Genomic DNA, 22,723 nt, shown 5'->3' with positions numbered 1-22,723 from the left:
CAAAGTAACTTCCAAATTTCTCAACCTTAGCTTTTTGAAGGTTGCTATTAAAAATTATCCCACATATTTTTTGTTCCTGCTCTCCGAAGTTTGCAACTTCGGAGCGTAATAATAAAAATGTTCAACGTAATTTCAAATTTCTCAAATTTTTTAAACCCTTAATTCAAAACTCCCCAAAATTCCCCTCTTTCAGAGGGGTGGCATTCCTATGAAATAGGAATGACGGGGTGTTTAAAACAAAAAAAATTCCAACACCGAATGAATCTTAAAAAAACAAATATCCTAAAAATCGAAGAAGAGAACCCAAAGCAAAGCCGAAGGGCAACAATGTTTTTGCTAAAACAAGAGAAGAACTTTGCTTTTACAAATCAGTCTTTCCAAGCATTAATAACCTTTGCTCTCCGAAGTTTGCAACTTCGGAGCATATAAATAAAAATAGTCAAAGTAACTTCCAAATTTCTCAACCTTAGCTTTTTGAAAGTTGCTATTAAAAATTATCCCACATATTTTTTGTTTCTGTTTTTAGGATATCTTTTTACACTGATTGTGTTATCTTAATGATAGGTTGTGGCAAATTTCTAAGTTTTACCAAAGAATTTTTGAGATTAAATTTTTAGGAAATACCTTAAAAATTATATCGAAATGAAGAGAAAAGTATTTGAGTGTATTCTTATTTTTTACTAACCAAATATATTCGTGTTTTTTGTTTTTCGGGATTTTCCAATTCTAAAACACAATTGTTATCTGCATATGAAATAACGTTTAATATAATTTCAAATTGCAATACATCATCTACTATAGATAATATTCCATTTTCTTTGTCAAATTTCCACGTTCCAATTCTCGAAATTCCTTTAGTTATAGAGTTTGTTTTATGGTCTTCTGTAAAAATCATTTTATCAGATTCATGACCAGGTTTTGGAGGGTGTTTTTTTCCATTTGTTTCATAGCTTTTTAGCCTCCATTCTTTTGTGATTTGCTTTTCAAAATTTTCAAAATTCTGAGATTTAACAAAGTTTGAACTTAAAAAAATAAATAGGGTAAATAATAATTTTAAAGTGATTTTCATTATTTTTAGTTTTTTTAGCTTATTATTTGATTCAGTAAAAAATTGTAAAGTCCAATTTTTATTGCAAAAAAGACTATTTTTCAAGTGATAAAATTATAGCAATAATCAAAGAAAAAGCAGTACGAATAAATGATTGATGCTTTTCGATTTAGGTAATATAATTTTGCATTTAGCAAATAAATAAAACTTGTTTGGTAATTTAATTATTCTGAATATTCTAGAAAAGTGAAAATAAATTGAGCATTTTTCTAAATTAGGAGTTGTAAAGCGGTTTTATTTAATTGTTATCCAATCCATTTTTGATTCTGCTTTTTTCGGTTTAGCAGACATTTCAGATTTTTGATATTCTCCAATTCTATTTTTTCCATTTGTCATAAATACAAAATCCCAATTATTTTTTTTATCAAAAATGTATTCCCAATCCATCATTAAATCTTGATTAATCTTAATGCTTGGATATTTATTTTGTATTTCTGATATCTTAGATTTAGGATTCAAGCCATTCTCTGTTTTTAAATTTTTGTTTAATGCAATAATTGCAAATATTTCTTTTGAATCTCTTTTCGGAATAAGAGCTAAAATAGGCTCATTTTTAAGTGAATAAATATATGCTTTTCCTCCGCCATCAAAGCCAAAATCAAACGCTTCAGCTTGCTTTTTAGTTAATTCAAAGATTTCTTTTTCGGCATCAATTATATTCATGCCAATTTTTATATTGCCAATTTTTCCTTTCGATATTTTAAATTTTTCGAACTCGAATATTTTAGTTTTTTTCTTTTGAGTTTCAGTTTTATTAATTTTCTCTAATTTTCCAAATTTTTGAGATTTAACAAAGTTTGAACTTAAAAAAACAAATAGGGTAAATAATAATTTTAAAGCGATTTTCATTATTGTTAGTTTTTTTAGCTTATTATTTGATTCAGTAAAAAATTGTAAAGTCCAATTCTTATTGCAAAGAGGACTATTTTTTCAAGTGATAAAATTATAGCAATAATCAAAGAAAAAGCACTACGAATAAATGATTGATGCTTTTCGATTTAGGTAATATAACCTTGCATTTAGCAAATAAAGAGTGTTAGTTGCTTTTTTAGAATTTTAAGAAAAACCTCTCCAGAAAAGGTTTCAGTGCTTTTCGAAGAATAGGCAAGGTCTAAATTTTATGTTTTCAAAAATATTTTAAAAAAAATGGAGATGTGCAACAGATCCCGCTGCTACATTTCTTGTGAACTGCTATTTATTATTGATTTGAATTTTTCAATGTTTATATTCTCTAGATTTGTAAGTTCGATGAAATATTCTATTTGCCAACTCTGTGTTTTTTCAGCTTGTTTATTTTCTGTTTGTGTCCAGCTAGGATAAACTCTGAAACCTCGTTTTCCTTCTTTATTTTTGGTTGTTATTATTTGTTTTTCGCATAATATCTTTTTTGGAAATAGAAAAAATCCAAATTTTTCTTTTTGTTCACTTACAATGATATAGAAATCAAAATTATCATTTTCATTAAATGGTTCTGTTTCATTTTCAGTATTTCTTTTCCAAAGCGTTACAAACAATCCTACTTTTTTGGGTGTTATTTTCGCTTTTCTAAATTTTATATTTAGCTTTTCAAGTTGAAAATTGAATCCTAAATATTCTTCACATTCAGAATCTTTTATTAGGTTTTTAATTTGTTGATGGTTAGTTTTAAATATTGAATTTTCAATACGTTTTAATTCTTCAAATATCATTTAATTTCTTTTGATGCAGAGTTTTGTCGCCTTACAGGTAACATTCTGGTAGCGGTTTCGAGAACGATTTATTTTCTTGCTAAGATAAGATTTCTAGCGCGAAATCGAATGTTGTGGTTAAAGATAAAATAGCTATTTCGCAGAACTATTGTGTCTGTTGTACAGCTCTGCTCTCCGAAGTTACAAACTTCGGAGCGTAATAATAAAAAGGTTCAACGTAACTTTCAAATTTCTCAACCACATAATAACCTTAATTCAAAACTCTCTAAAATTCCCCTCTTTTAGAGGGGTGGCATTCCAATGAAATAGGAATGACGGGGTGTTTAAAACAAAAAATTTCACTACACAACATTATATTATTTTCTTACTAAATTACCAATTCACTTTTACCTCCAATCAATCTAAAGCAATCGTAAAGAAAAACAATTTATTGAGCGAACGCTTAAAAGTGAATTTATTCACAAAACTTTGCTTCCTTTAAAGACTGAAAGCAAAGGATATAAAATCTTTGTGATAAAAATAACATTACAAAATTTCCTTGTATTTAATTCATATTAATCTGAGGTTTGTAGTGCTAGCTTAGTATATATTTGGTGGCTGAGCACAGACCGAAGGTCTGCGAACGAAGTTCCCGAAACGGTGGCTGAGCGGAGTCGAAGCCATCCGCAATTGAAGTTCACGAAGCCAAAATCCGCCTGCTCTTCGAAGTTTGTAACTTCGGAGCATATAAATAAAAATGTTCAACGTAACTTCCAAATTTCTCAACCACATAATAACCTTAATTCAAAACTCTCTAAAATTCCCTTCTTTTATAGGGTGGCATTCCAATGAAATAGGAATGACGGGGTGTATAAAACAAAAAATTTTCAATACCGAATGAATCTTAAAAAAAACAAATATCCTACAATTGAAGAAGAGAACCCGGAGCGAAGCCGAAGGGCAACAGGAGTTTCATTGTTGGCTTTGCAAGCCCAACGAAAATCAGGTTATTAGTTGACGTTTTTTTTACTTTTTTATAAGAATATAACTTTGCGGATTTAATAATATATCATTTTTAGAATAAAGTCCATTTGAACTATTCCAAACGTAGAAGCTAATTGCATATTGCTCAAATTCACTCGTTATTTTGAAATTCACATTTCTCCCGTCTTCCGACCAAATTGGATTTTCAATTTTTAGATTTTGTCGGTTTTGAGTTTGTTTACCGTTTTCAAATTTTATTAAAACAAGGTCAATAATTTTAGACTTTTGCATAGGCTCAGAAAAATGTAACTCTACCACATTATTTTTTAAAGTGATGAAATTTTTAGTATCTGAATTTAAAAGTTTAGGCTGTGAAATTTTATTTTCAACTTTTTTACACCATTTCAGCATTGGAAAATATAAATCTTCAAGCTGCTTTGATTTATTTTTGTTGTGAAGTTCAATGAGTTTTTTTGAAAATAAATTCTGGGCAATAAATCCACGAGTTGCATTTTGTTTCCAATAAATATTAGAAATGCTGTCTGTTTTTTCTTTCGAGAAATTATCGGAAATGAAAATATCGTAAACAGCCCAAGTCATATATTCATTAAAAGAATTAATTCCTAGATATCCGGATTTATTATCCCATTTTTTGAGGTCAAAATTTTTAGAAATTAATTCAGAATATTTCTCAGAAATAGGGTTTACATATCCGTGATCCATTTCTGTAAAGATAGAATGATTGTCTACAATTCTTGAAGAAATATTTTCCTCCATTTTACCTAAAATTAAATCTTCTCCAATATTAGGAAAATCAACGGTCGTTAAACTATTAATATCTCGGTGACAATTCTGACCACCGACTAAAGGTGAAATTGCAATAACATAATTGCTATTACTTTTTTGTTTTAGGTTGGGTGCAAACTTATCTAAAAATGAAAAACTCTTGTCAATATAATAGTATTTTTTATAGTTGGACATCAATTGATTGTAGAAGTTTTTATGTTGATTATAGAAGTTTCTATAATTTGATTTCTTCACAAAATCGTTAATTAATTCTAAATTTTTGTCAACTTCTTTTGGTCCAAATGAATTAAATGGATAATCTCTTTTTAGATTTCCATTTTTGTCAAATGAAAAAGCATAAAAATCGGTTCTGAAACCGAGAAATTTTTCCCAGTCTTTACGAGAATAATTTACACTGTCTAAAAGTGGATGGTTTTTTACAGGTTCAAAATATGAAATAATTTCATTGTAATAAGGTGGAATTTTTTGAACATCCCAAGGGTCAGTTCTGCCATAATTAGTCAACGCTAAAATGATATTTCCCAATTCATAATTTTCAGATAATTCTATTTTTAAATTTCTTTGAGAAAAAGACTTAATTGAAAGAATTATTAATAGCAATAATGTGATTTTTTTTATTTGAGACTTCATGGTTTTAAAATCATAGTTAACACAGACTGTGAATAAACATCACAATTTGGTAAACAAATATAGCGTTTTTTTTTGAGCTGTAGCGATAAAAATATACGATATATTCAGGGAATTTCCCACCATTAGCTATAGTTGTGTAGTTTAGAAGATAACGGCAGATAATTCTATTGTTTATGGATGCCTGCTCTCCGAAGTTTGTAACTTCGGAGCGTAATAATAAAAAGGTCAAAGTAACTTCCAAATTTCTCAAATTTCTTAAAACCTTAATTCAAAACTCTCTAAAATTCCCCTCTTTTAGAGGGGTGGCATTCCAATGAAATAGGAATGACGGGGTGTATAAAAAAACAAAATTTCACAACACAACATTATATTATTTTCTTACTAAATTACCAATTCACTTTTAACTCCAATCAATCTAATGCCATCGTAAAGAAAAACAATTTATTGAGCGAGCGCTTAAAAGTGAATTTATTCACAAAACTTTGCTTCCTTAAAAAAACTAAAAACCAAGCATACAAAATCTTTGCGATTAATTTACTATATCAGTCTGTGTCACTTCGTGCTAGCTTAGTATATATCCGTTGGCTTAGCATTGACCCGTTGGCAGAGCATAGACTTGGCGAATTCGGTCGCTGAGCACAGGCCGAAGGTCTGCGAACGAAGTTCACGAAGCCAAAATTTCCCTCTTTCAGAAAGGTGTTAAAAGGCATATCTTTATATATGCACAGTGTATTTAGAGGTTAATCAGAGGATAATTAAAAAGTAGTCTAAGCTATAGTTAATATATAGTTGTAGTATAGTTATAGTATAGAAATCATTAGTCAAATTAAACGTAAAGTTGAGTTAGATTAATGTTAAAAGAATGTAAAATCATTGTTTTGATGTATTATCAACAATGATAAATGTGTAGAATTTCAATCATTTTTTTTGAATAAATTCTAGAGTTATGTTATTGAAGTTTGTTTGGAGTGTATTTTAAAATTATTTCAGATAGAATTAATTGTTCATTTTACTTAATGTAAATTATTTTTATTGTTTTTGTTAAATTTAATAGATTTTTAATCTTTTGGTTTGGATTTTATTGTATATTTGCATTGTTAAATTGATGAATAACAGATGAAATTCGTTACAGAAGTTACAAGTGATAAACATTTCGGCTACGCAGAAGAGATTGTAGAAGAGATGGAATCCTTTGCGAAAGTGAGAGGTACGGGTATCGCTAAAAGAACTCCAGGGTATATCAGAGAAAAAATGAAATCGGGGAGTGCTATTATTGCACTTACCGAAGATGGAGTGTGGGCAGGTTTTTGTTATATAGAAACTTGGTCTAATGGAGCTTATGCTTCTAATTCGGGACTTATTGTGTCTCCCAAATTTAGAAATATGGGCTTGGCTAGTATGATTAAAGAGGCTATCTTTAATCTTACCATTACGAAATATCCCAATGCAAAACTTTTTGGGATTACTACAGGTTTGGCAGTGATGAAGATTAATTCTAGGTTGGGTTACTATCCTGTAACTTTTGCAGAACTTACCCATGATGATGAGTTTTGGAACAGTTGCCAGAGTTGTGTTAACTATCCTATACTTCAAAGCAAAGGAAGGAAAAATTGTCTGTGTACAGCTATGTTGTACATTCCTCCTAAAAAAGACGAAGAAAATAAATAATATCGAGATACAGAATTGATTAATGTAAGTTTCAAGTCTTAAATCTCAAATAAAATAAAATAGTTGTAAAAACATGAAAAAAGTAGTTTTAGCATTTAGTGGTGGTTTGGATACTTCTTTTTGCGCGGTTTATTTGCAGCAAGATCTTGGTTACGAGGTTCATGCTGTTACGGTAAATACAGGTGGTTTTAATGCAGATGAAGTAGAGAAGTTAAGGGAAAAGGCTTTGTTACTAGGTGCTAAAACCTTTACATGTTTAGATGTGGTGAAAGAATATTATGATTCTTGCATTCAATATTTGGTTTTTGGTAATGTCTTGAAAAACAATACTTATCCACTTTCTGTAAGTGCAGAACGAACCATACAAGCTAAATCTTTAGCAGAATACGCTTTGAAAGTTGGTGCTACAGCTATCGCTCATGGTAGTACTGGTGCTGGGAATGACCAAGTTCGTTTTGATGGGATTTTCAATATCGTTTGTCCGCAAATGGAGATTATTACACCAATTCGTGACCTTAGATTGTCTCGCGAAGCGGAAATTCAATATCTTACAGACAGAGGTTTTTCGGGAGATTATACCAAATCAGTTTACTCAATTAATCAAGGTCTTTGGGGAACTTCCGTTGGTGGCAAAGAAACGCTTACTTCTCACACTTCGTTGCCAGAAGAGGCTTATCCTTCTCAATTAAAGAAACAAAATCCAGAAAAATTAACCTTAGAATTTGAAAAAGGTCATTTGGTTAAAATTAATGATAAAGCATACGCTCACCCTTCGGAAGCAATTGTAAAACTTAATGAAATTGCTTCAGCATTTGCCATCGGAAGAGATACTCACGTGGGCGATACGATTATCGGGATTAAAGGTAGAGTAGGTTTCGAAGCTGCAGGTGCTATTTTAACTCTTAAAGCGCATCATTTGCTAGAAAAACACGTGCTTTCTAAATATCAATTGATGATAAAATCTCAGTTGGCAGATTGGTACGGAACTTGGCTTCACGAAGCTCTTTTCTTAGACCCAGTAATGAGAGATATCGAAAAATTAATGGAAAACTCTCAGAAAAACGTTACAGGTAAAGTATTTATTACACTTCATCCTTATCGTTTTGAATTGAATGGAATTGAATCTAAATACGATTTAATGACTTCTAAATTCGGAAGTTACGGAGAAATGAACAAAACTTGGAGCGGAGAAGACGTGAAAGGTTTCTCTAAAATCTACACCAATTCTTTGTCTATTTACCATCAAGTAAACGCAGAAGAGAATGATTAAGGCAGGAATTATCGGCGGAACAGGTTATACTGGTGGCGAACTGATTCGTTTGTTGCTTAATCACCCGAATGCAGAACTTGCTTTCGTGACGAGTTATTCTAACGTGGGCAAAAAAGTGACGGATTTGCATCAAGATTTAATCGGAGAAATAGATTTAGAATTTATTGATAATTCTACCGATGCTGATGTTCTTTTTCTGGCTTTGCCACACAAAGAAAGTAAAGTTTGGCTCGAAAATAACAACGTAGGAAACGCAGTCGTTATTGATTTAGGAAACGATTTCAGAATTGGTGATACTTATCTTGGCAATTCTTTCGTGTATGGACTTCCAGAGTTGAATTTAGAACAAATAAAAGGTGCAAAACTCATCGCTAATCCTGGTTGTTTTGCTACCGCGATTCAGTTGGGAATTATCCCGATTCTTCAAGCTCAAGAAGTTTCAGAAATTTACACTACTGGAATTACAGGTGCTACAGGTGCTGGAAAATCTCTTTCGGAAACTACACATTTCAGTTGGAGGCAAAATAATATTTCCGCATATAAAACTTTAACGCATCAGCACTTAGGAGAAATTAATTTTCAACTAAAAGAATTGAGTAAAGTGCCGTTTTCAGTACAGTTTGTTCCGTGGAGAGGAGATTTTGCCAGAGGAATTTTTGTGAGTTCTACTTTTAAAACTTCGCTTTCTTTAGAAGAATTGTTTGAAGTGTACGAAAACTTCTACGAAGGACAAATTTTCACTACTGTTTCCAGAAAAGAAATCAATCTGAAACAAGTGGTTAATACCAATAGGTGCTTGATAAATATTGAAAAAAATGGAGATTTTGCCGTGGTGCATTCTGCAATTGATAATCTCTTAAAAGGCGCTTCAGGACAAGCTATTCACAACATGAATATATCTTTCGGGTTTCCCGAAAATGCAGGTTTGAAACTCAAATCTATCGCTTTTTAGAAATAAAAAGTAAAAATGAAAGACACTTTTTCAAAGTTTTACTTAGCAAATTAATCTTTGACAAAGTTTTTAAGAAGAAAATATTAAAAAAAAAGTAAATGACATAAGATTCGGAGGCGTTAAGAAATTCTGAAAATAATTCGTTAAAAAATCTCTGCTGTTTGAGAAAGCGATGGGAATGTTGAGGGTCGAGTTTCAGAGATTTTAGAATTAGTTTTAGAATTTTAGCCGAGAATCTAAGTCTTGAATTTTTGGTTCTTTTGTTTTAAGACAAAAGAACTTAACCAAAAGAAATAATTAAATGAAACTTTTTGATGTATATCCACTAATAGACGTTACTCCTGCAAAAGCAGAAGGAAGCTATTTTTGGGACGAAAACGGAACAGAATACTTAGATTTATACGGAGGTCACGCCGTAATTTCTATTGGGCACTCTCACCCAACTTATGTAAAATATATTACAGAACAATTGAATAATATTGGTTTTTACTCTAATTATGTAAAAATCCCAATTCAGAATGAAGTAGCTGAACAATTGACCAAGTTGTCTGGCTATCCAGATTATACACTTTTCCTTTGCAATTCTGGTGCTGAAGCCAATGAAAATGCCATTAAATTGGCTTCTTTCCACACCGGAAAAAAGAAAATTATCTATTTTTCGGGAGCTTTTCATGGTAGAACTTCTGCGGCTGTGGCTTGTACAGACAATCCAAAAATTGTAGCGCCAGTCAATCAATCAGATAATTTCGTAAAACTTCCTTTTAATGATTTGGAAGCTTTAGAAAACGAATTCAAAACCAATAACGATATTGCTGGAGTTATTGTAGAAGGAATTCAAGGAGTTGGAGGTGTACAAATTCCAACTACAGAATTTTTACAGAAGATTCAACATTTGTGTAATGAAAACAACGCGGTTTTCATCGCAGACGAAATTCAATCTGGCTTCGGAAGAAGTGGAAAATTCTTTGCACATCAACACGCTGGTGTTACTCCTGATGTTATTTCAATGGCAAAAGGTATGGGAAATGGTTTTCCTGTGGCTGGAATTTTAATTTCGCCTAAATTCCATGCTTCTTACGGTTTGCTTGGGACAACCTTTGGAGGTAATTTCTTGGCTTGTGCTGCTACAAAAGCGGTTTTGGATGTTATTGAAGAAGAAAATCTTTTGCAAAATGCTCAAGAAGTGGGAGATTACTTGGTTTCTTTGCTTCAAAATCAAAAAAATATTAAAGAAATTCGTTATCAAGGTTTAATGATTGGTATCGACTTGGCTTTTCCTTGCAACGAAGTAAGGACTCAATTGGTAAAAGAATTTAAAATGTTGACGGGTAATGCTTCTACACCGAATACTTTGAGAGTTTTACCTGCTTTAAATGTTAAAAAAGAAGATGTGAAGAAATTTGCAGATTCTTTAATCCAAATTTTAAGTGAATACTAAAATTGAAGATTTACAATTGAGATATTTAATAAATCTGTGTAAATTCTTGTAATTCAGAATAAAATATAAAAAATTAAACCTTTGCGTTTAAAATAAATTAAAATGAAACAGTTTCTATCTATAAATGACGTAGAAAATCTTGAAAATTTGATTCAAGATGCTTTAGAGTACAAAAAAAATCCGTTAAAAGACGAAAATTTGGCTAAAGGAAAAACTTTAGGCTTAATTTTTATGAATTCAAGTCTTAGAACTAGGATGAGTACTCAAAAAGCTGCCGAAAATTTAGGTTTTAAAGTAATGACTTTCAATGCTGGACAAGACTTTTGGGCGTGGGAAACTGAAGATGGAGCGGTAATGGATGGTACAACTGTTGAGCATATTAAAGATGCAGCTAAAGTAATAGGACAATATTGTGATGTAGTGGCAATTAGATGTTTTGCAGATTTAAAAAATAAAAAATCAGATACAGAAGAAAAGATTTTAACACTTTTTCAAAAATTTGTCGGGAAACCTTTAATTTCGATGGAAGCAGCTACCAGACATCCTTTGCAGAGTTTGGCAGATACCATTACCATTAAAGAACAATGGAAGGAAAATAGAAAACCAAAAGTAGTTCTTACTTGGGGACCGCACGTGAAACCCATTCCTCATGCTGTAGCCAATTCTTTTGCAGAATGGATGAATACACAGGATGTAGATTTTGTAATTACGCATCCCGAAGGTTTAGATTTAGATCCTGCGTTTGTAGGAGATGCAAAAGTAACTTACAATCAAGAAGATGCGTTGAAAGATGCCGATTTTGTTTATATCAAAAATTGGAGTTCTTTTAATGATTACGGAAAAGTAGCAGAAGGTTTTGAAGATTGGATGCTTACCGATGAAAAAATGAAAATCACTAATAATGGTAAACCAATGCATTGTTTGCCTGTTAGAAGAAATGTAGAAGTAAGCGATGAAGTATTAGATTCTGAACAATCTTTGATTTTCGAACAATCTTACAACAGATTATTTGCTGCACAAGCTGTGTTGAAAAATATTTTGTAATTGATTTCTAAAATTTATGGTTTTACTTTAAAAATATGAGACGCAAAGTTTTATTAAAAAATAAATAAAAAAAAGTGAGCAAAGATTAATTCGCAAGCGAATTGAAAGAGCCTAATAAAGTATAGCTTCATAAAATCAATTAGTTGATTAAGCTTAGCTTTCTTAAATATTATGAAGATTAAAAAATCTTTGTGTTTAAAACCGAAAAAAATGCAAAAACCAGAACTATACATCGTTAAAATTGGCGGAAACGTAATAGATAATCCAGAAAAGTTAGAAGCTTTTTTGAAGGATTTCTCGGAATTACAAAAACCGAAAATTCTGGTTCATGGCGGTGGTAAATTAGCCACAAAACTCGCCGAAAAATTAGAAATTCCTCAAGAGTTTTTTGAAGGCAGAAGAATTACCAATCAAGAAACCAGAGATGTAGCAGTGATGGTGTATGCAGGTTTAATTAATAAAAATATTGTAGCTACTTTACAGAGAAATAAATTAAATGCTATTGGTTTTTCTGGTGCTGATGCTAATGTAATTCCTGCGCACAAAAGACCTGTAAAAACCGTAGATTTCGGTTGGGTAGGAGATGTAGAAACGGAGAAAATTAATGCGGAATTTATTACAAAAGTAATAGCAGAAAATGTTTGTCCGGTTTTTTGCGCCATTACTCATGATGGGAAAGGTAATTTGCTCAATACCAATGCAGATACCATTGCATCGAGTTTAGCAGTAGCATTATCTTCAGATTTTGATATAAATTTGGTATATTGCTTCGAGAAAAATGGAGTTTTAGAAAATATTGAAGACGAAAACTCTGTAATTTCTAAAATTATTCCTGATACTTATGCTCAACTCAAAGAGAATAATATTGTAAACGAAGGAATGATTCCTAAAATAGATAACGCTTTTGCAGCAATAGAAAAAGGCGTAAAATCTGTTTTTATTGTAAAAGAAACTTTTTTGAAGAGACTAATTAACGAAAACGACAGAACGAGTGGAACAGAAATCACCAAATAATTTTTTAGAACTCGGCGAAAATGCTGTAGAACTTCTTAAAAACCTTATTTCGATACCTTCTTTCAGTAAAGAAGAAGATAAAACTGCGGATTTAATAGAAAAATACCTTCAACAAAAAGGAGTGAAAACACATCGTGAAAAGAACAATGTGTGGGCTTTCAATGAGAATTTTTCTCCCGAAAAACCTACTGTTTTGCTCAATTCTCATCACGATACCGTAAGACCCAATTCTGGTTATACGCTAGACCCTTTTACGCCAATGGTTAAAGATGGTAAGTTATTCGGTTTGGGCAGTAATGATGCTGGTGGAGCTTTGGTTTCGCTAATGGCTACTTTTCTTTATTTTTATCATTCAAATCACTTAAAATATAATTTTATATATGCAGCAACGGCAGAAGAAGAAAATTCTGGAGTTGATGGAGTAGAATCAATTCTTCCGCATTTTGGAAATCTTGATTTTGCCATAGTTGGAGAGCCTACGGAGATGCAAATGGCAATCGCGGAAAAAGGATTGATGGTGGTAGATTGTGAAGCTTCGGGAACTTCTTCTCACGCTGCTCATTTTAATGATGATAATGCTATTTATAACGCTTTGAAAGATATTGAATGGATTAAAAATTATCAGTTCCCGAATACTTCTGAAGTTTTAGGAGATGTTAAAATGACGGTTACGGTCATTAATGCGGGCAAATTGCACAATATGGTTCCAAATACGTGTACTTTTACCATAGATGTTAGAACTACAGACCAATACAGCAATAGAGAAGTGTTGCAAATCATCAGAGAAAATATAAAAAGTAAAGCCGAAGCCAGAAGTTTCAGGCTCAATTCTTCTTCTATTCCGTTAGACCATCCTGTGATAAATGCAGGTTTAGAATTAGGAAGAATTACTTATGGTTCGCCTACTACTTCAGACCAAGCGGTTATTCCTTTTCCATCACTCAAAATGGGACCAGGTTTGTCTGCTCGTTCTCATAGCAGTGACGAATTTATTTATGTAGACGAAATTTTAGATGGTGTGAAAATTTACATTCAATTATTATCAAAAATAGTTTTTTAAATGAGCAAAAAAATTTGGCAGAAAAATCAATTATCAGATAACGAGCATGCAGCTTTGGTAGAAAAATTCACCATTGGCAGAGATGCAGAATTTGATTTACAATTGGCTAAATATGATGTTTTAGGAAATAAAGCTCATGTACAGATGTTGGCTACTATTGGTTTAATTGAAGAAGATGAATTGCCAAAAATTCTGGAAGAATTAGACCAAATTGCGATTCAGATAGAAGAAGGAAACTTTGTAATAGAAGAAGGTATAGAAGATGTACACTCTCAAATTGAGTTTCTTTTGACCAAAAAATTAGGAGATATTGGGAAAAAAATTCACTCTGCACGTTCTAGAAACGACCAAGTTTTGGTAGATATTAAATTATTTCTGAAAAACGAGATTTTAGAAATAAAAGATTTGGTGAAAAAGCTTTTCGAGACGTTACAAAAACTAAGCAATAAGCATCAATCTCAATTAATCCCAGGTTATACTCATTTTCAAATTGCGATGCCTTCGTCTTTTGGCTTGTGGTTTGGAGCGTATGCAGAAGCATTGATAGACGATTTAGAAATGTTGTTGGCAGCCTACAAAATCGTGAATAAAAATCCTTTAGGTTCTGGCGCTGGTTATGGTTCTTCTTTTCCTATTAATAGAAAACTTACCACAGAATTATTAGATTTCAAAACGTTGAATTATAACGTAGTTTACGCACAAATGACCCGTGGAAAATCCGAAAAAACATTAGCAACTGCCATTTCTGCAATTGCACATACGCTAAGTAAATTGGCTTATGATGTTTGTTTGTACATGAATCAAAATTTTGGTTTCATCACCTTTCCAGATACTTTTACAACGGGAAGTAGCATAATGCCACACAAAAAAAATCCAGATATTTTTGAGTTAATTCGTGGCAAATGCAATATTCTGCAAGGCGTTCCTACGGAATTAACTTTGCTTACCAATAATTTGCCTTCAGGTTATCACCGTGAAATGCAATTGACCAAAGAAGTGCTTTTTCCAGCAATTAATACCATAAAAGATTGTCTTTACATTACCGAATATACTTTAAATTACATTCAGGTAAAAGATCAAATTTTGGAAGACGACAAGTATAAATATCTTTTCAGTGTAGAAAATGTAAACGATTTGGTTCTGAATGGCGTTTCGTTTAGAGATGCTTACGTTCAGGTGGGTCAAAGTATAGAAAATAAAAATTTTGAACCTCACCGAAATTTGAACCACACGCACGAAGGAAGCATTGGTAATCTTTGCAACAACGAAATAGAAAAGGAATTTTCTGAAGTTTTTGAAAAATTTAATTAATATAAATCTTTTGATTTTTATAACAATTTAGGCTTTAGAATTATTCTAAAGCCTAATGTTTTTTATCAGAAAATTGCATTTATTTCTTGTCTTCAAGCAATTTATAAGCGTTTTCTCTTTTTATTTCGTTCAGTACAATGCTGCTGTGATATTGGTAAATATTGGGCGTATTGGCTAAAACATTTGTGATAAAACTGTTGTAGCTATCTATGTTTTTAGTCGCGATTTTTAACATGAAATCATACGTTCCAGAAAGGCTCAAAACCTCTTGTACTTCTTCGTGTTTTACAATTTCTTGTTCAAATTCGTCTAGAGATTTTTTAGATTGATTGCGAATGGTAACGTTGCAATAAGCTACCAATTCAATTCCAATTTTTTTGCGATTCAGAACAGCTGCATATTTCTCTATTACTCCATCTTTTTCAAGATGCTTTATCCTTTCATAAGTTGGGGTAAAAGACAATCCGATTTTTTCTCCTATTTCTTTTACAGAATAATTAGAATTCCTTTGTAATAAATCGAGAATTTGTAAGTCTTTATGGTCTAGATTTTCCATTTGTAGTATTTAGTGGATAACAAATATATCAAAAATAGATAACATTTCTTTATTTTAGAGTGAAATTAGATAAAATTGATAGAGATTGTAGTGAAAAATAGTTTTTGATTTTAATTTAATTGAAGTATTTTTGAATTATGATTCTTAACCAAATTTTCACCAACCAAAGAACAGGGAACAATGCTCCATCCAAAGTTTCCAGAACAGATTTTCAACGCGATTTTGATAGAATAATATTTTCTTCAGCTTTTAGAAGATTGCAAAATAAAACGCAAGTTTTTCCTTTGCCAGGAAGCGTTTTTGTACATAATAGATTAACGCATTCTTTGGAAGTTTCGTCTGTTGGCAGAAGTTTGGGAAGTTTGGCTGGCGAATTTATCGTTCAGAATTTTAAGGAAGATTTAGACGAAAATTCTAAAAATTTTTATCTCCACAATCTCAATAATGTTATTGCAGCAGCTTGTCTTTGTCATGATATTGGCAATCCTGCATTTGGGCATTCTGGTGAAGATGCAATAGCTTCTTATTTCGAAAAAAATGAAAAAGATTTAAAAGAAAAATTTACTGAAAAAGAATGGGCAGATTTGGTAAATTTTGAAGGAAATGCCAATGCAATTCGAGTTCTTACGCACCAGCAAAACGGTAAAGACGAAGGCGGAACCCAACTTACTTACACTACTTTGTCGAGCATTGCAAAATATCCTTGCGAAGCCATTGCCAAGAAAAAAGGTTTCATTAATCGTAAGAAATTCGGTTTTTTTCAAAGTGAAAAAGAAACGTTTTTAGAGATTGCAAAATCTACCCAAATGATAGTAGAAAATAACGAACCTACTATCTTTAAGCGTCATCCTTTTGTATGGTTGGTAGAAGCAGCAGACGATATTTGCTACAATATTATCGACATGGAAGATGCACACAGATTGGGCATAATTTCTACCCATGATTGCGAAAATCTTTTTGTAGATTTAATAAAATCGGTCAACGAAAAAGAAGAAAAAAAAGTAAAAGATAAGCTTGCGAACCTTTCTAATGCCAACGAAAGAATTTCGTATTTAAGGGCCAAAGTGATTAATGCTTTAATCACAAAAACAATGTTTCTTTACGAAGAAAATTTCGGAAATATTCTTAACGGAACTCAAGACAAAGCTTTGTTGGATATTTTTAAAAAAGAAAGTGCTTCTTTCCAAAAAGTTGAAAGTTTTTCCATCGAAAAAATTTATGGTCATAGAAGTGTGGTAGAAATAGAAAATGCAGGTTATAATGTAATGTACGAACTTTTGAATCATTTTATTCCGCCAATAATTTTAGAAAAAGACCAGAGAAAATCTTACGACAAAAAAGCTTTACAATTATTACCTTCTCAATTTTTGTATGAAGAAAGTTCTGTTTATGAGAAAGTTTTGGGTGTTTTAGATTTCGTAAGCGGAATGACAGATAATTTTGCTACAGATCTCTACCGAAAAATTAAAGGAATTGATATTGGGATGACGATGTAATATTTGCTAAATCGCTAATTTGTAAAATTGCAAGGTAGCTAAAATGTTATATGCTAAATTTGTTAATGATTAAGAAATCATTTTTAAAGTATAGATTTTTAATTTCGGAAATTAACAACTTCACAATCCTACGATTTTATAAATTTAACGACTTTACGATTTCACTCCTTCACAATTTTATATTTTTTTTGTAACTTTATAGAAATTCAGCTACTAACTCAATAAAATATTAAACTATGACATATTTAGGTATTTTAGTCTTTCTGGGACTTATCACGCTTTTTGCTTCGTTTTTTACGGTAAAACAAGCTACAGCAGCTATTGTGGAGAGATTGGGTAAATTCCATTCTGTTCGCCATGCGGGTTTACATCTTAAAATTCCGTATATCGATCAAGTTACCAAAAGAATGAATCTCAGAATTCAACAATTAGACGTAATGATTGATACTAAAACTTTAGATAATGTTTTCATCAGAATGAAAGTTTCTGTACAGTATCAAGTTATAAAAGAACAAGTTGCAGATTCTTTTTATAAATTAGAAAATCCTGAAAATCAAATTACTTCTTATGTTTTTGATGTAGTGAGAGCAGAAGTTCCAAAGTTGAAATTGGATGATGTTTTCGTGAGAAAAGATGATATTGCAATTGCTGTAAAAGGTGAGTTGCAAGAAGCGATGCAATCTTACGGTTATGACATTGTGAAAGCTTTGGTAACAGATATAGACCCAGATGAACAAGTGAAACACGCGATGAACCGTATCAATGCTGCTGAACGTGAAAAAACTGCCGCAGAATACGAATCTGAAGCTCAAAGAATTAGAATTGTTGCCGTAGCAAAAGCGGAAGCGGAATCTAAAAAATTGCAAGGACAAGGTATTGCAGACCAACGAAGAGAAATTGCAAAAGGTCTGGAAGAATCTGTAAGAATGCTGAATAATGTTAATATTGGCTCTCAAGAAGCTTCTTCGTTAATTGTAGTTACGCAACATTATGATACGCTTCATTCAATTGGCGCTAACAACAGAAGTAATCTGGTTTTATTGCCCAATTCGCCAACCGCAGCAAGCAATATGTTGAACGACATGCTGGTTGCAATGAATTCGGTATCTAAATTAGAAGAAGCCGATAAAACCAATTATCCGAAACCACCAAAAGATCATACGCATTAAAAAGATAAGAGGAGGCTATTTCTATTTTGAGATAGCCTTTTTTTTATCTGAATTCGCAGCCTTGTATTACTCCTCTTTTTTCAATTTCAGCATCTATAAAGTTTTGAATTTGAGATTTTTTGAGATTCCAGTTCGGTGCAATTAGCATGTCTAAATCTGACAAGCCAAACAATCTTTGGATTACAATATCTGGTCTTAATTTTGGTAAAATTTCGCAAAGCAAATCGGTATATTCTTCTATACTGAAGAGTTTGAAAGGATTTCTTTTGTATTTTACCCCAAAAATAGAACCTTCCACAATATGAAGATGGTGGAATTTTACAAAATTAATTTTAGAAAATCTATTGAGTTCATTCACATATTTTAGCATCATTTCTTTGGTTTCATTGGGAAATCCCAAAATAGTGTGTATGCAAACATCTAATGTCGAATTTTCTAGTAAATTCATAGCATCTACAAATTCTTGATGAGAGCAACCTCTGTTTATTTCAACCAAAGTTTCATCATAGATAGATTCCATTCCCATTTCCAAATCTACTTCCAAACCTTGTTCTTTATAGCTTTCCAAAAGAGCAATTTTTTCTTCGTCTATACAATCTGGTCTGGTTCCTACAGAAAGTCCTACAATTTTTTCTAGATTAATTTTTAAAGCTTCGTCGTATAGAAATTTGAGTTCTTCTACAGGTGCATAAGTATTGGTATTAGGCTGAAAATAAACAATAAATTTTTCCGCACCATAGGTTTTTTCCGCTCTTTCCATGCTGTAAGAAATCTGCTCTCTAAAAGTGTCTAAATTTCTAGAAACAGGCGTAAAAGAATCTGTATTACAATAGGCGCAACCGCCGTAACCTTTGCTTCCATCTCTGTTTGGGCAAGTAAAACCCGCATCTACAATTACCTTGTAAACTTTTTGTCCGTTATATTTATTTCTAAGAAAAGCGCTGTAATAATTATAGTTTTTTTCTCCAAAAGCCAATGCTTTTTCCATTTTTAAATTCATTTTTGCAAAGATACAACTCAAAAATCTCGAATTTTATAGACATGAATTTAATCATATCACAAAAAAATACAATTTTTTTTCTATAAGAAAATAAAGAATAAAATATTCTGAATAGTGCTTCTTTAGACACTTTTTGAATGGTAAGTTTTATATTATTTCTACCAAAATAGTAGAAATTTGTATTTTTTTGTCAACGAAATGTTGTTTTGATTAAAATTAATTCTATATTTGCAACATCAAAATGGAACAAATTTTATTAAATATCGCTGTTTGTTGTTGCTCTCTTCAATAGAGGAGTGCTTTTTCACATTGATATAAATAAAGAAAAATATTAAAAAAGACTCCTTAATTTTATGATTAAGGAGTCTTTTTTGTTTTAAAAAATTAGTAATTTTACACAGAAATTTAACAATAGAAATTAGAAACGAAATGAACACAAAAATTTTTGCATTAAAAAGCAATGAAAATAAAAGCACAACAATGTGTATGATGCCTTGCTGTTGTAAAGTTTCTGTGGGAGCTTATATTTCTTATGGTCTATAGTATAAAATTATTGTGATTATAAATTAATATTGGCTTCTTGTTTTTCAAGAGGTCATTTTTTTTGAGAAAATTATATGGAAGAAGTATTAAAATTACTTAATGAGAATAATTCAGTTCAGGAAAATTTGCAAATCCTGAATGAACAGCTAAAAGGAAGAATTGTTTTTTCTACCAGTTTTGGTATTGAAGACCAAGTAATAACCAACGAAATTTTTAGCAATAAACTAGAAAATATAGAGGTTTTTACATTAGATACTGGCAGACTTTTCCCCGAAACTTATGATGTTTGGGATAAATCTAACCTTAAATATGGCAACAAGATAAAACCTTTTTATCCAGAAGCTGTAACTATAGAAAAATATGTTTTAGACAACGGAATTAATGGTTTTTATAATAGTGTAGATTTAAGAAAAGAATGTTGCAATATTAGAAAAGTTCAACCGTTAAATAGAGCTTTAAAAGGTGCAAATGTTTGGATTACAGGTCTTAGAGCAGAGCAATCGCAAAACAGACAAGGTATGAAATTGGTAGAATGGGACGAAGCTCATCAATTATTCAAATTTAATCCTTTGCTCAATTGGACAACCGAAGAAGTAGTAGAATATTTACAGAAAAAAGGTGTTCCGTATAACACGCTTCATCACAAAGGTTTCATTAGTATTGGTTGTGCGCCGTGTACTAGAGCCGTAAAAGAAGGTGAAGATTTCCGTGCTGGAAGATGGTGGTGGGAAGATCAATCTAAAAAAGAATGTGGTTTACATAAATAAATGCAGAAAAAAATTAAAATGAGTAATACAGTAGATTATTTAGAGCAATTAGAAAACGAAGCAATTTATATCTTAAGAGAAACAGCAGCGCAGTTTGAAAAGCCAGCTTTGCTTTTTTCGGGAGGAAAAGATTCCATTGTGTTGGTACATTTGGCTTTGAAGGCGTTTCGTCCGGGCAAATTTCCTTTTCCTTTGGTACATATAGATACAGGTCATAATTTTCCAGAAGCCATACAATTTAGAGATGAATTGGTAGAAAAAATTGGCGAAAAATTGGTGGTAGGCAATGTAGAAGATAGCATCAAAAAATATAATTTAAAAGAAACAGGTGGTAGATTTCCTTCTAGAAATTCTCTACAGACTTATACACTTTTAGATACAATTGAAGAAAATGAATTTGATGCTTGTATTGGTGGTGCTAGAAGAGACGAAGAAAAAGCCAGAGCTAAAGAAAGAATTTTCTCTGTAAGAGACGATTTCGGGGCTTGGGATCCAAAACTTCAAAGACCAGAACTTTGGAATATCCTCAACGGGAAAGTGCAAAAAGGTCATAATGTAAGAGTTTTCCCAATCAGTAACTGGACAGAATTAGACATCTGGAATTACATTAAAAAATACAATATTGAATTGCCAAATTTATATTTTTCTCATGATAGAGAATGTATTAAATTTCAAGATAAATTAGTGGCTACGTCAGCGTTTATTCAACCTCAAGAAGGAGACGAAGTAGTGATTGAAAAAGTAAGATACAGAACCGTTGGAGATATGACTTGTACCGCTGCTGTGCCTTCTGAAGCTTCTACAATTGATGATATTATTGAAGATATTATTCAAACAAGAATCAGCGAAAGAGGACAAACAAGATTAGATGACCAACTTTCGGAAGCTGCAATGGAAGACCGTAAAAAACAAGGGTATTTTTAATATCAAACATTCGAAATTTTAAATTAATAATTAACTCGAAACTCATATCACGAAACTCGAAACTCATAAAAAAATGAATACATTAAGATTTATAACCGCAGGAAATGTAGATGATGGAAAAAGTACTTTGATTGGAAGACTTCTATATGATTCTGACAGTATACATACAGACCAATTGGGCGTTTTACAAAAGCAAACCAAGCAAGAAGGCGTAGATATAGATTTGTCTCTTATCACAGATGGTCTTAGAGCAGAGCGCGAACAAGGGATAACTATTGATGTTGCGTACAAATATTTCTCTACTTCTAAAAGAAAATTCATCATTGCAGATGCGCCTGGTCACGAGCAATATACCCGAAATATGATTACTGGAGCTTCTAATTCAGATTTAATTATCGTTTTAGTAGATGCCAGAAACGGGATTACAGACCAAACCAAAAGACACGCAAGTGTAGGTTCTTTAATGGGAATTAAAAAAGCTATTATTGCCATCAATAAAATTGATTTATTAAATTATTCTGAAGAAGTTTTTAATCAAATTAAAAATGATTTCGAAGCAATAAAATCTGAACTCAATTACAACGAAATTATCTACATTCCGGTAAGTGCTTTGGTGGGAGATAACGTAGTTACAACTTCTGAAAATACACCTTGGTACAACGGGAAATCTATTCTTCAAACTTTAGAATCTGTAGAATTAGACGGAACGGAAGATTTAGAAGCAAGATTCCAAGTACAATGGGTAATTAGACCAAAAGATGAAGACAACCACGATTACAGAGGTTATGCCGGACAAATCCTAAGCGGAAGTTATAAAGTTGGAAACAAAGTAACCATTCTGCCTGCTAAAATTGAAACCACTTTGGTTAAAATCGAAAAAGATTTAAAAGAAGTTTCGGAAGTAGTAGCTGGGGACAATGTTGTACTACATTTCGAAAATGATATAGACATCAGCCGTGGAGACACTGTGGTTCTTAGCAATCAGTTGCCAAAAGAAGACAACCAAATCAATACTTGGATTTCTTGGTTAGATAACAATTCATTACAAGTTGGTAAAACTTATTTGCTTCAGCACAGATTCAAAAATGTGAGAGTGAAAGTTCAACAAATTAACAGAAAATGGGATGTTAACCAATGGCAATTTACAGATGGAGACGCTGTTCAACTTAATGATATTGCACAAGTTACATTGAAAACCAGTCAGCCATTGTACTACGATACTTTCGAGAAAAATCCAAAATCTGGCAGCGCTATTTTGATAGACGAAACCAGTTTTAACACCGTAGGAGCTTTAATGTTCCTTTAAATTAAACCA

General features: G+C 31.8%; 19 protein-coding genes. 13 read left to right on the top strand and 6 right to left on the bottom strand.

The window, feature by feature from the left end:
• Nucleotides 1-670 precede the first annotated feature (670 nt).
• The 4 genes from QM746_RS12485 to QM746_RS12470 form a co-directional block, all read right to left on the bottom strand.
• Nucleotides 671-1,069 carry a hypothetical protein gene (locus QM746_RS12485; protein ID WP_414984533.1) on the bottom strand — a complete coding sequence of 133 codons (399 nt, stop codon included), beginning with the start codon at nt 1,067-1,069 and terminating at the stop codon, nt 671-673.
• 273 nt (nt 1,070-1,342) lie between these two features.
• Nucleotides 1,343-1,771 (bottom strand): hypothetical protein, encoded by a 429-nt coding sequence (locus QM746_RS12480; protein WP_414984532.1) that lies wholly within the window; start codon nt 1,769-1,771, stop codon nt 1,343-1,345.
• Nucleotides 1,772-2,280: 509 nt separating this feature from the next.
• Complete coding sequence (locus QM746_RS12475; protein ID WP_414984531.1) at nt 2,281-2,796, bottom strand: MepB family protein; 516 nt, start codon at nt 2,794-2,796, stop codon at nt 2,281-2,283.
• Nucleotides 2,797-3,801: 1,005 nt separating this feature from the next.
• Nucleotides 3,802-5,196: a DUF4932 domain-containing protein gene (locus tag QM746_RS12470; protein ID WP_414984530.1), complete on the bottom strand. Its 1,395-nt coding sequence runs from the start codon at nt 5,194-5,196 to the stop codon at nt 3,802-3,804.
• Between the two features lie 1,116 nt (nt 5,197-6,312).
• On the opposite strand from QM746_RS12470, the gene QM746_RS12465 reads away from it, so the two are divergent.
• The 8 genes from QM746_RS12465 (at nt 6,313) to argH (ending at nt 14,953) form a co-directional block, all read left to right on the top strand.
• The gene (locus tag QM746_RS12465; protein WP_414984529.1) at nt 6,313-6,864 is read left to right on the top strand and encodes a GNAT family N-acetyltransferase; all 552 of its coding nucleotides are present in this window, start codon (nt 6,313-6,315) and stop codon (nt 6,862-6,864) included.
• Between the two features lie 73 nt (nt 6,865-6,937).
• Complete coding sequence (argG, locus tag QM746_RS12460) at nt 6,938-8,134, top strand: argininosuccinate synthase (RefSeq protein ID WP_374360324.1); 1,197 nt, start codon at nt 6,938-6,940, stop codon at nt 8,132-8,134.
• Nucleotides 8,127-9,086: an N-acetyl-gamma-glutamyl-phosphate reductase gene (argC, locus tag QM746_RS12455; RefSeq protein ID WP_414984528.1), complete on the top strand. Its 960-nt coding sequence runs from the start codon at nt 8,127-8,129 to the stop codon at nt 9,084-9,086. Before argG ends, argC begins: the two co-directional genes overlap by 8 nt.
• 301 nt (nt 9,087-9,387) lie before the next feature.
• Nucleotides 9,388-10,524, top strand: coding sequence for an aspartate aminotransferase family protein (locus QM746_RS12450; RefSeq protein ID WP_414984527.1), 1,137 nt, complete (start codon nt 9,388-9,390; stop codon nt 10,522-10,524).
• Nucleotides 10,525-10,626: 102 nt separating this feature from the next.
• On the top strand, nt 10,627-11,568 hold the full coding sequence (locus QM746_RS12445; RefSeq protein ID WP_414984526.1) for an acetylornithine carbamoyltransferase: 942 nt from the start codon (nt 10,627-10,629) through the stop codon (nt 11,566-11,568).
• Between the two features lie 210 nt (nt 11,569-11,778).
• A complete protein-coding gene (argB, locus tag QM746_RS12440; RefSeq protein WP_414984525.1) occupies nt 11,779-12,582 on the top strand; it encodes an acetylglutamate kinase in 804 nt (267 codons plus the stop codon).
• On the top strand, nt 12,560-13,642 hold the full coding sequence (locus tag QM746_RS12435) for a M20 family metallo-hydrolase (protein ID WP_414984524.1): 1,083 nt from the start codon (nt 12,560-12,562) through the stop codon (nt 13,640-13,642). Before argB ends, QM746_RS12435 begins: the two co-directional genes overlap by 23 nt.
• A complete protein-coding gene (argH, locus tag QM746_RS12430) occupies nt 13,643-14,953 on the top strand; it encodes an argininosuccinate lyase (protein ID WP_414984523.1) in 1,311 nt (436 codons plus the stop codon).
• Between the two features lie 79 nt (nt 14,954-15,032).
• Here argH and QM746_RS12425 read toward each other — a convergent pair whose 3' ends face one another.
• On the bottom strand, nt 15,033-15,509 hold the full coding sequence (locus QM746_RS12425; RefSeq protein ID WP_374363694.1) for an Lrp/AsnC family transcriptional regulator: 477 nt from the start codon (nt 15,507-15,509) through the stop codon (nt 15,033-15,035).
• 137 nt (nt 15,510-15,646) lie between these two features.
• Between QM746_RS12425 and dgt the strand changes: the two genes are divergently transcribed.
• Together dgt and QM746_RS12415 are read left to right on the top strand one after the other, a co-directional pair.
• Complete coding sequence (gene dgt / locus QM746_RS12420; protein WP_414984522.1) at nt 15,647-17,005, top strand: dGTP triphosphohydrolase; 1,359 nt, start codon at nt 15,647-15,649, stop codon at nt 17,003-17,005.
• A gap of 236 nt (nt 17,006-17,241) precedes the next feature.
• On the top strand, nt 17,242-18,174 hold the full coding sequence (locus QM746_RS12415; protein ID WP_374363696.1) for an SPFH domain-containing protein: 933 nt from the start codon (nt 17,242-17,244) through the stop codon (nt 18,172-18,174).
• A gap of 43 nt (nt 18,175-18,217) precedes the next feature.
• Here the strand turns inward: QM746_RS12415 and QM746_RS12410 are convergent, their stop codons facing one another.
• Complete coding sequence (locus QM746_RS12410) at nt 18,218-19,174, bottom strand: TIGR01212 family radical SAM protein (protein ID WP_414984521.1); 957 nt, start codon at nt 19,172-19,174, stop codon at nt 18,218-18,220.
• Nucleotides 19,175-19,791: 617 nt separating this feature from the next.
• On the opposite strand from QM746_RS12410, the gene QM746_RS12405 reads away from it, so the two are divergent.
• The 3 genes from QM746_RS12405 (at nt 19,792) to QM746_RS12395 (ending at nt 22,714) form a co-directional block, all read left to right on the top strand.
• Entirely contained in the window at nt 19,792-20,484 is a 693-nt protein-coding gene (locus QM746_RS12405; protein WP_414984520.1) for a phosphoadenylyl-sulfate reductase, read from the top strand.
• A gap of 18 nt (nt 20,485-20,502) precedes the next feature.
• Nucleotides 20,503-21,408: a sulfate adenylyltransferase subunit CysD gene (cysD, locus tag QM746_RS12400; RefSeq protein WP_414984519.1), complete on the top strand. Its 906-nt coding sequence runs from the start codon at nt 20,503-20,505 to the stop codon at nt 21,406-21,408.
• A gap of 73 nt (nt 21,409-21,481) precedes the next feature.
• The gene (locus QM746_RS12395) at nt 21,482-22,714 is read left to right on the top strand and encodes a sulfate adenylyltransferase subunit 1 (protein WP_414984518.1); all 1,233 of its coding nucleotides are present in this window, start codon (nt 21,482-21,484) and stop codon (nt 22,712-22,714) included.
• The last annotated feature ends 9 nt before the right edge of the window (nt 22,715-22,723 follow it).

This window comes from Cloacibacterium sp., assembly GCF_047601505.1.
Taxonomy (GTDB): Bacteria; Bacteroidota; Bacteroidia; order Flavobacteriales; family Weeksellaceae; genus Cloacibacterium.
Note: the sequence above shows the minus strand (reverse complement) of the source record. Positions and strands in the feature narration are given on the sequence as shown.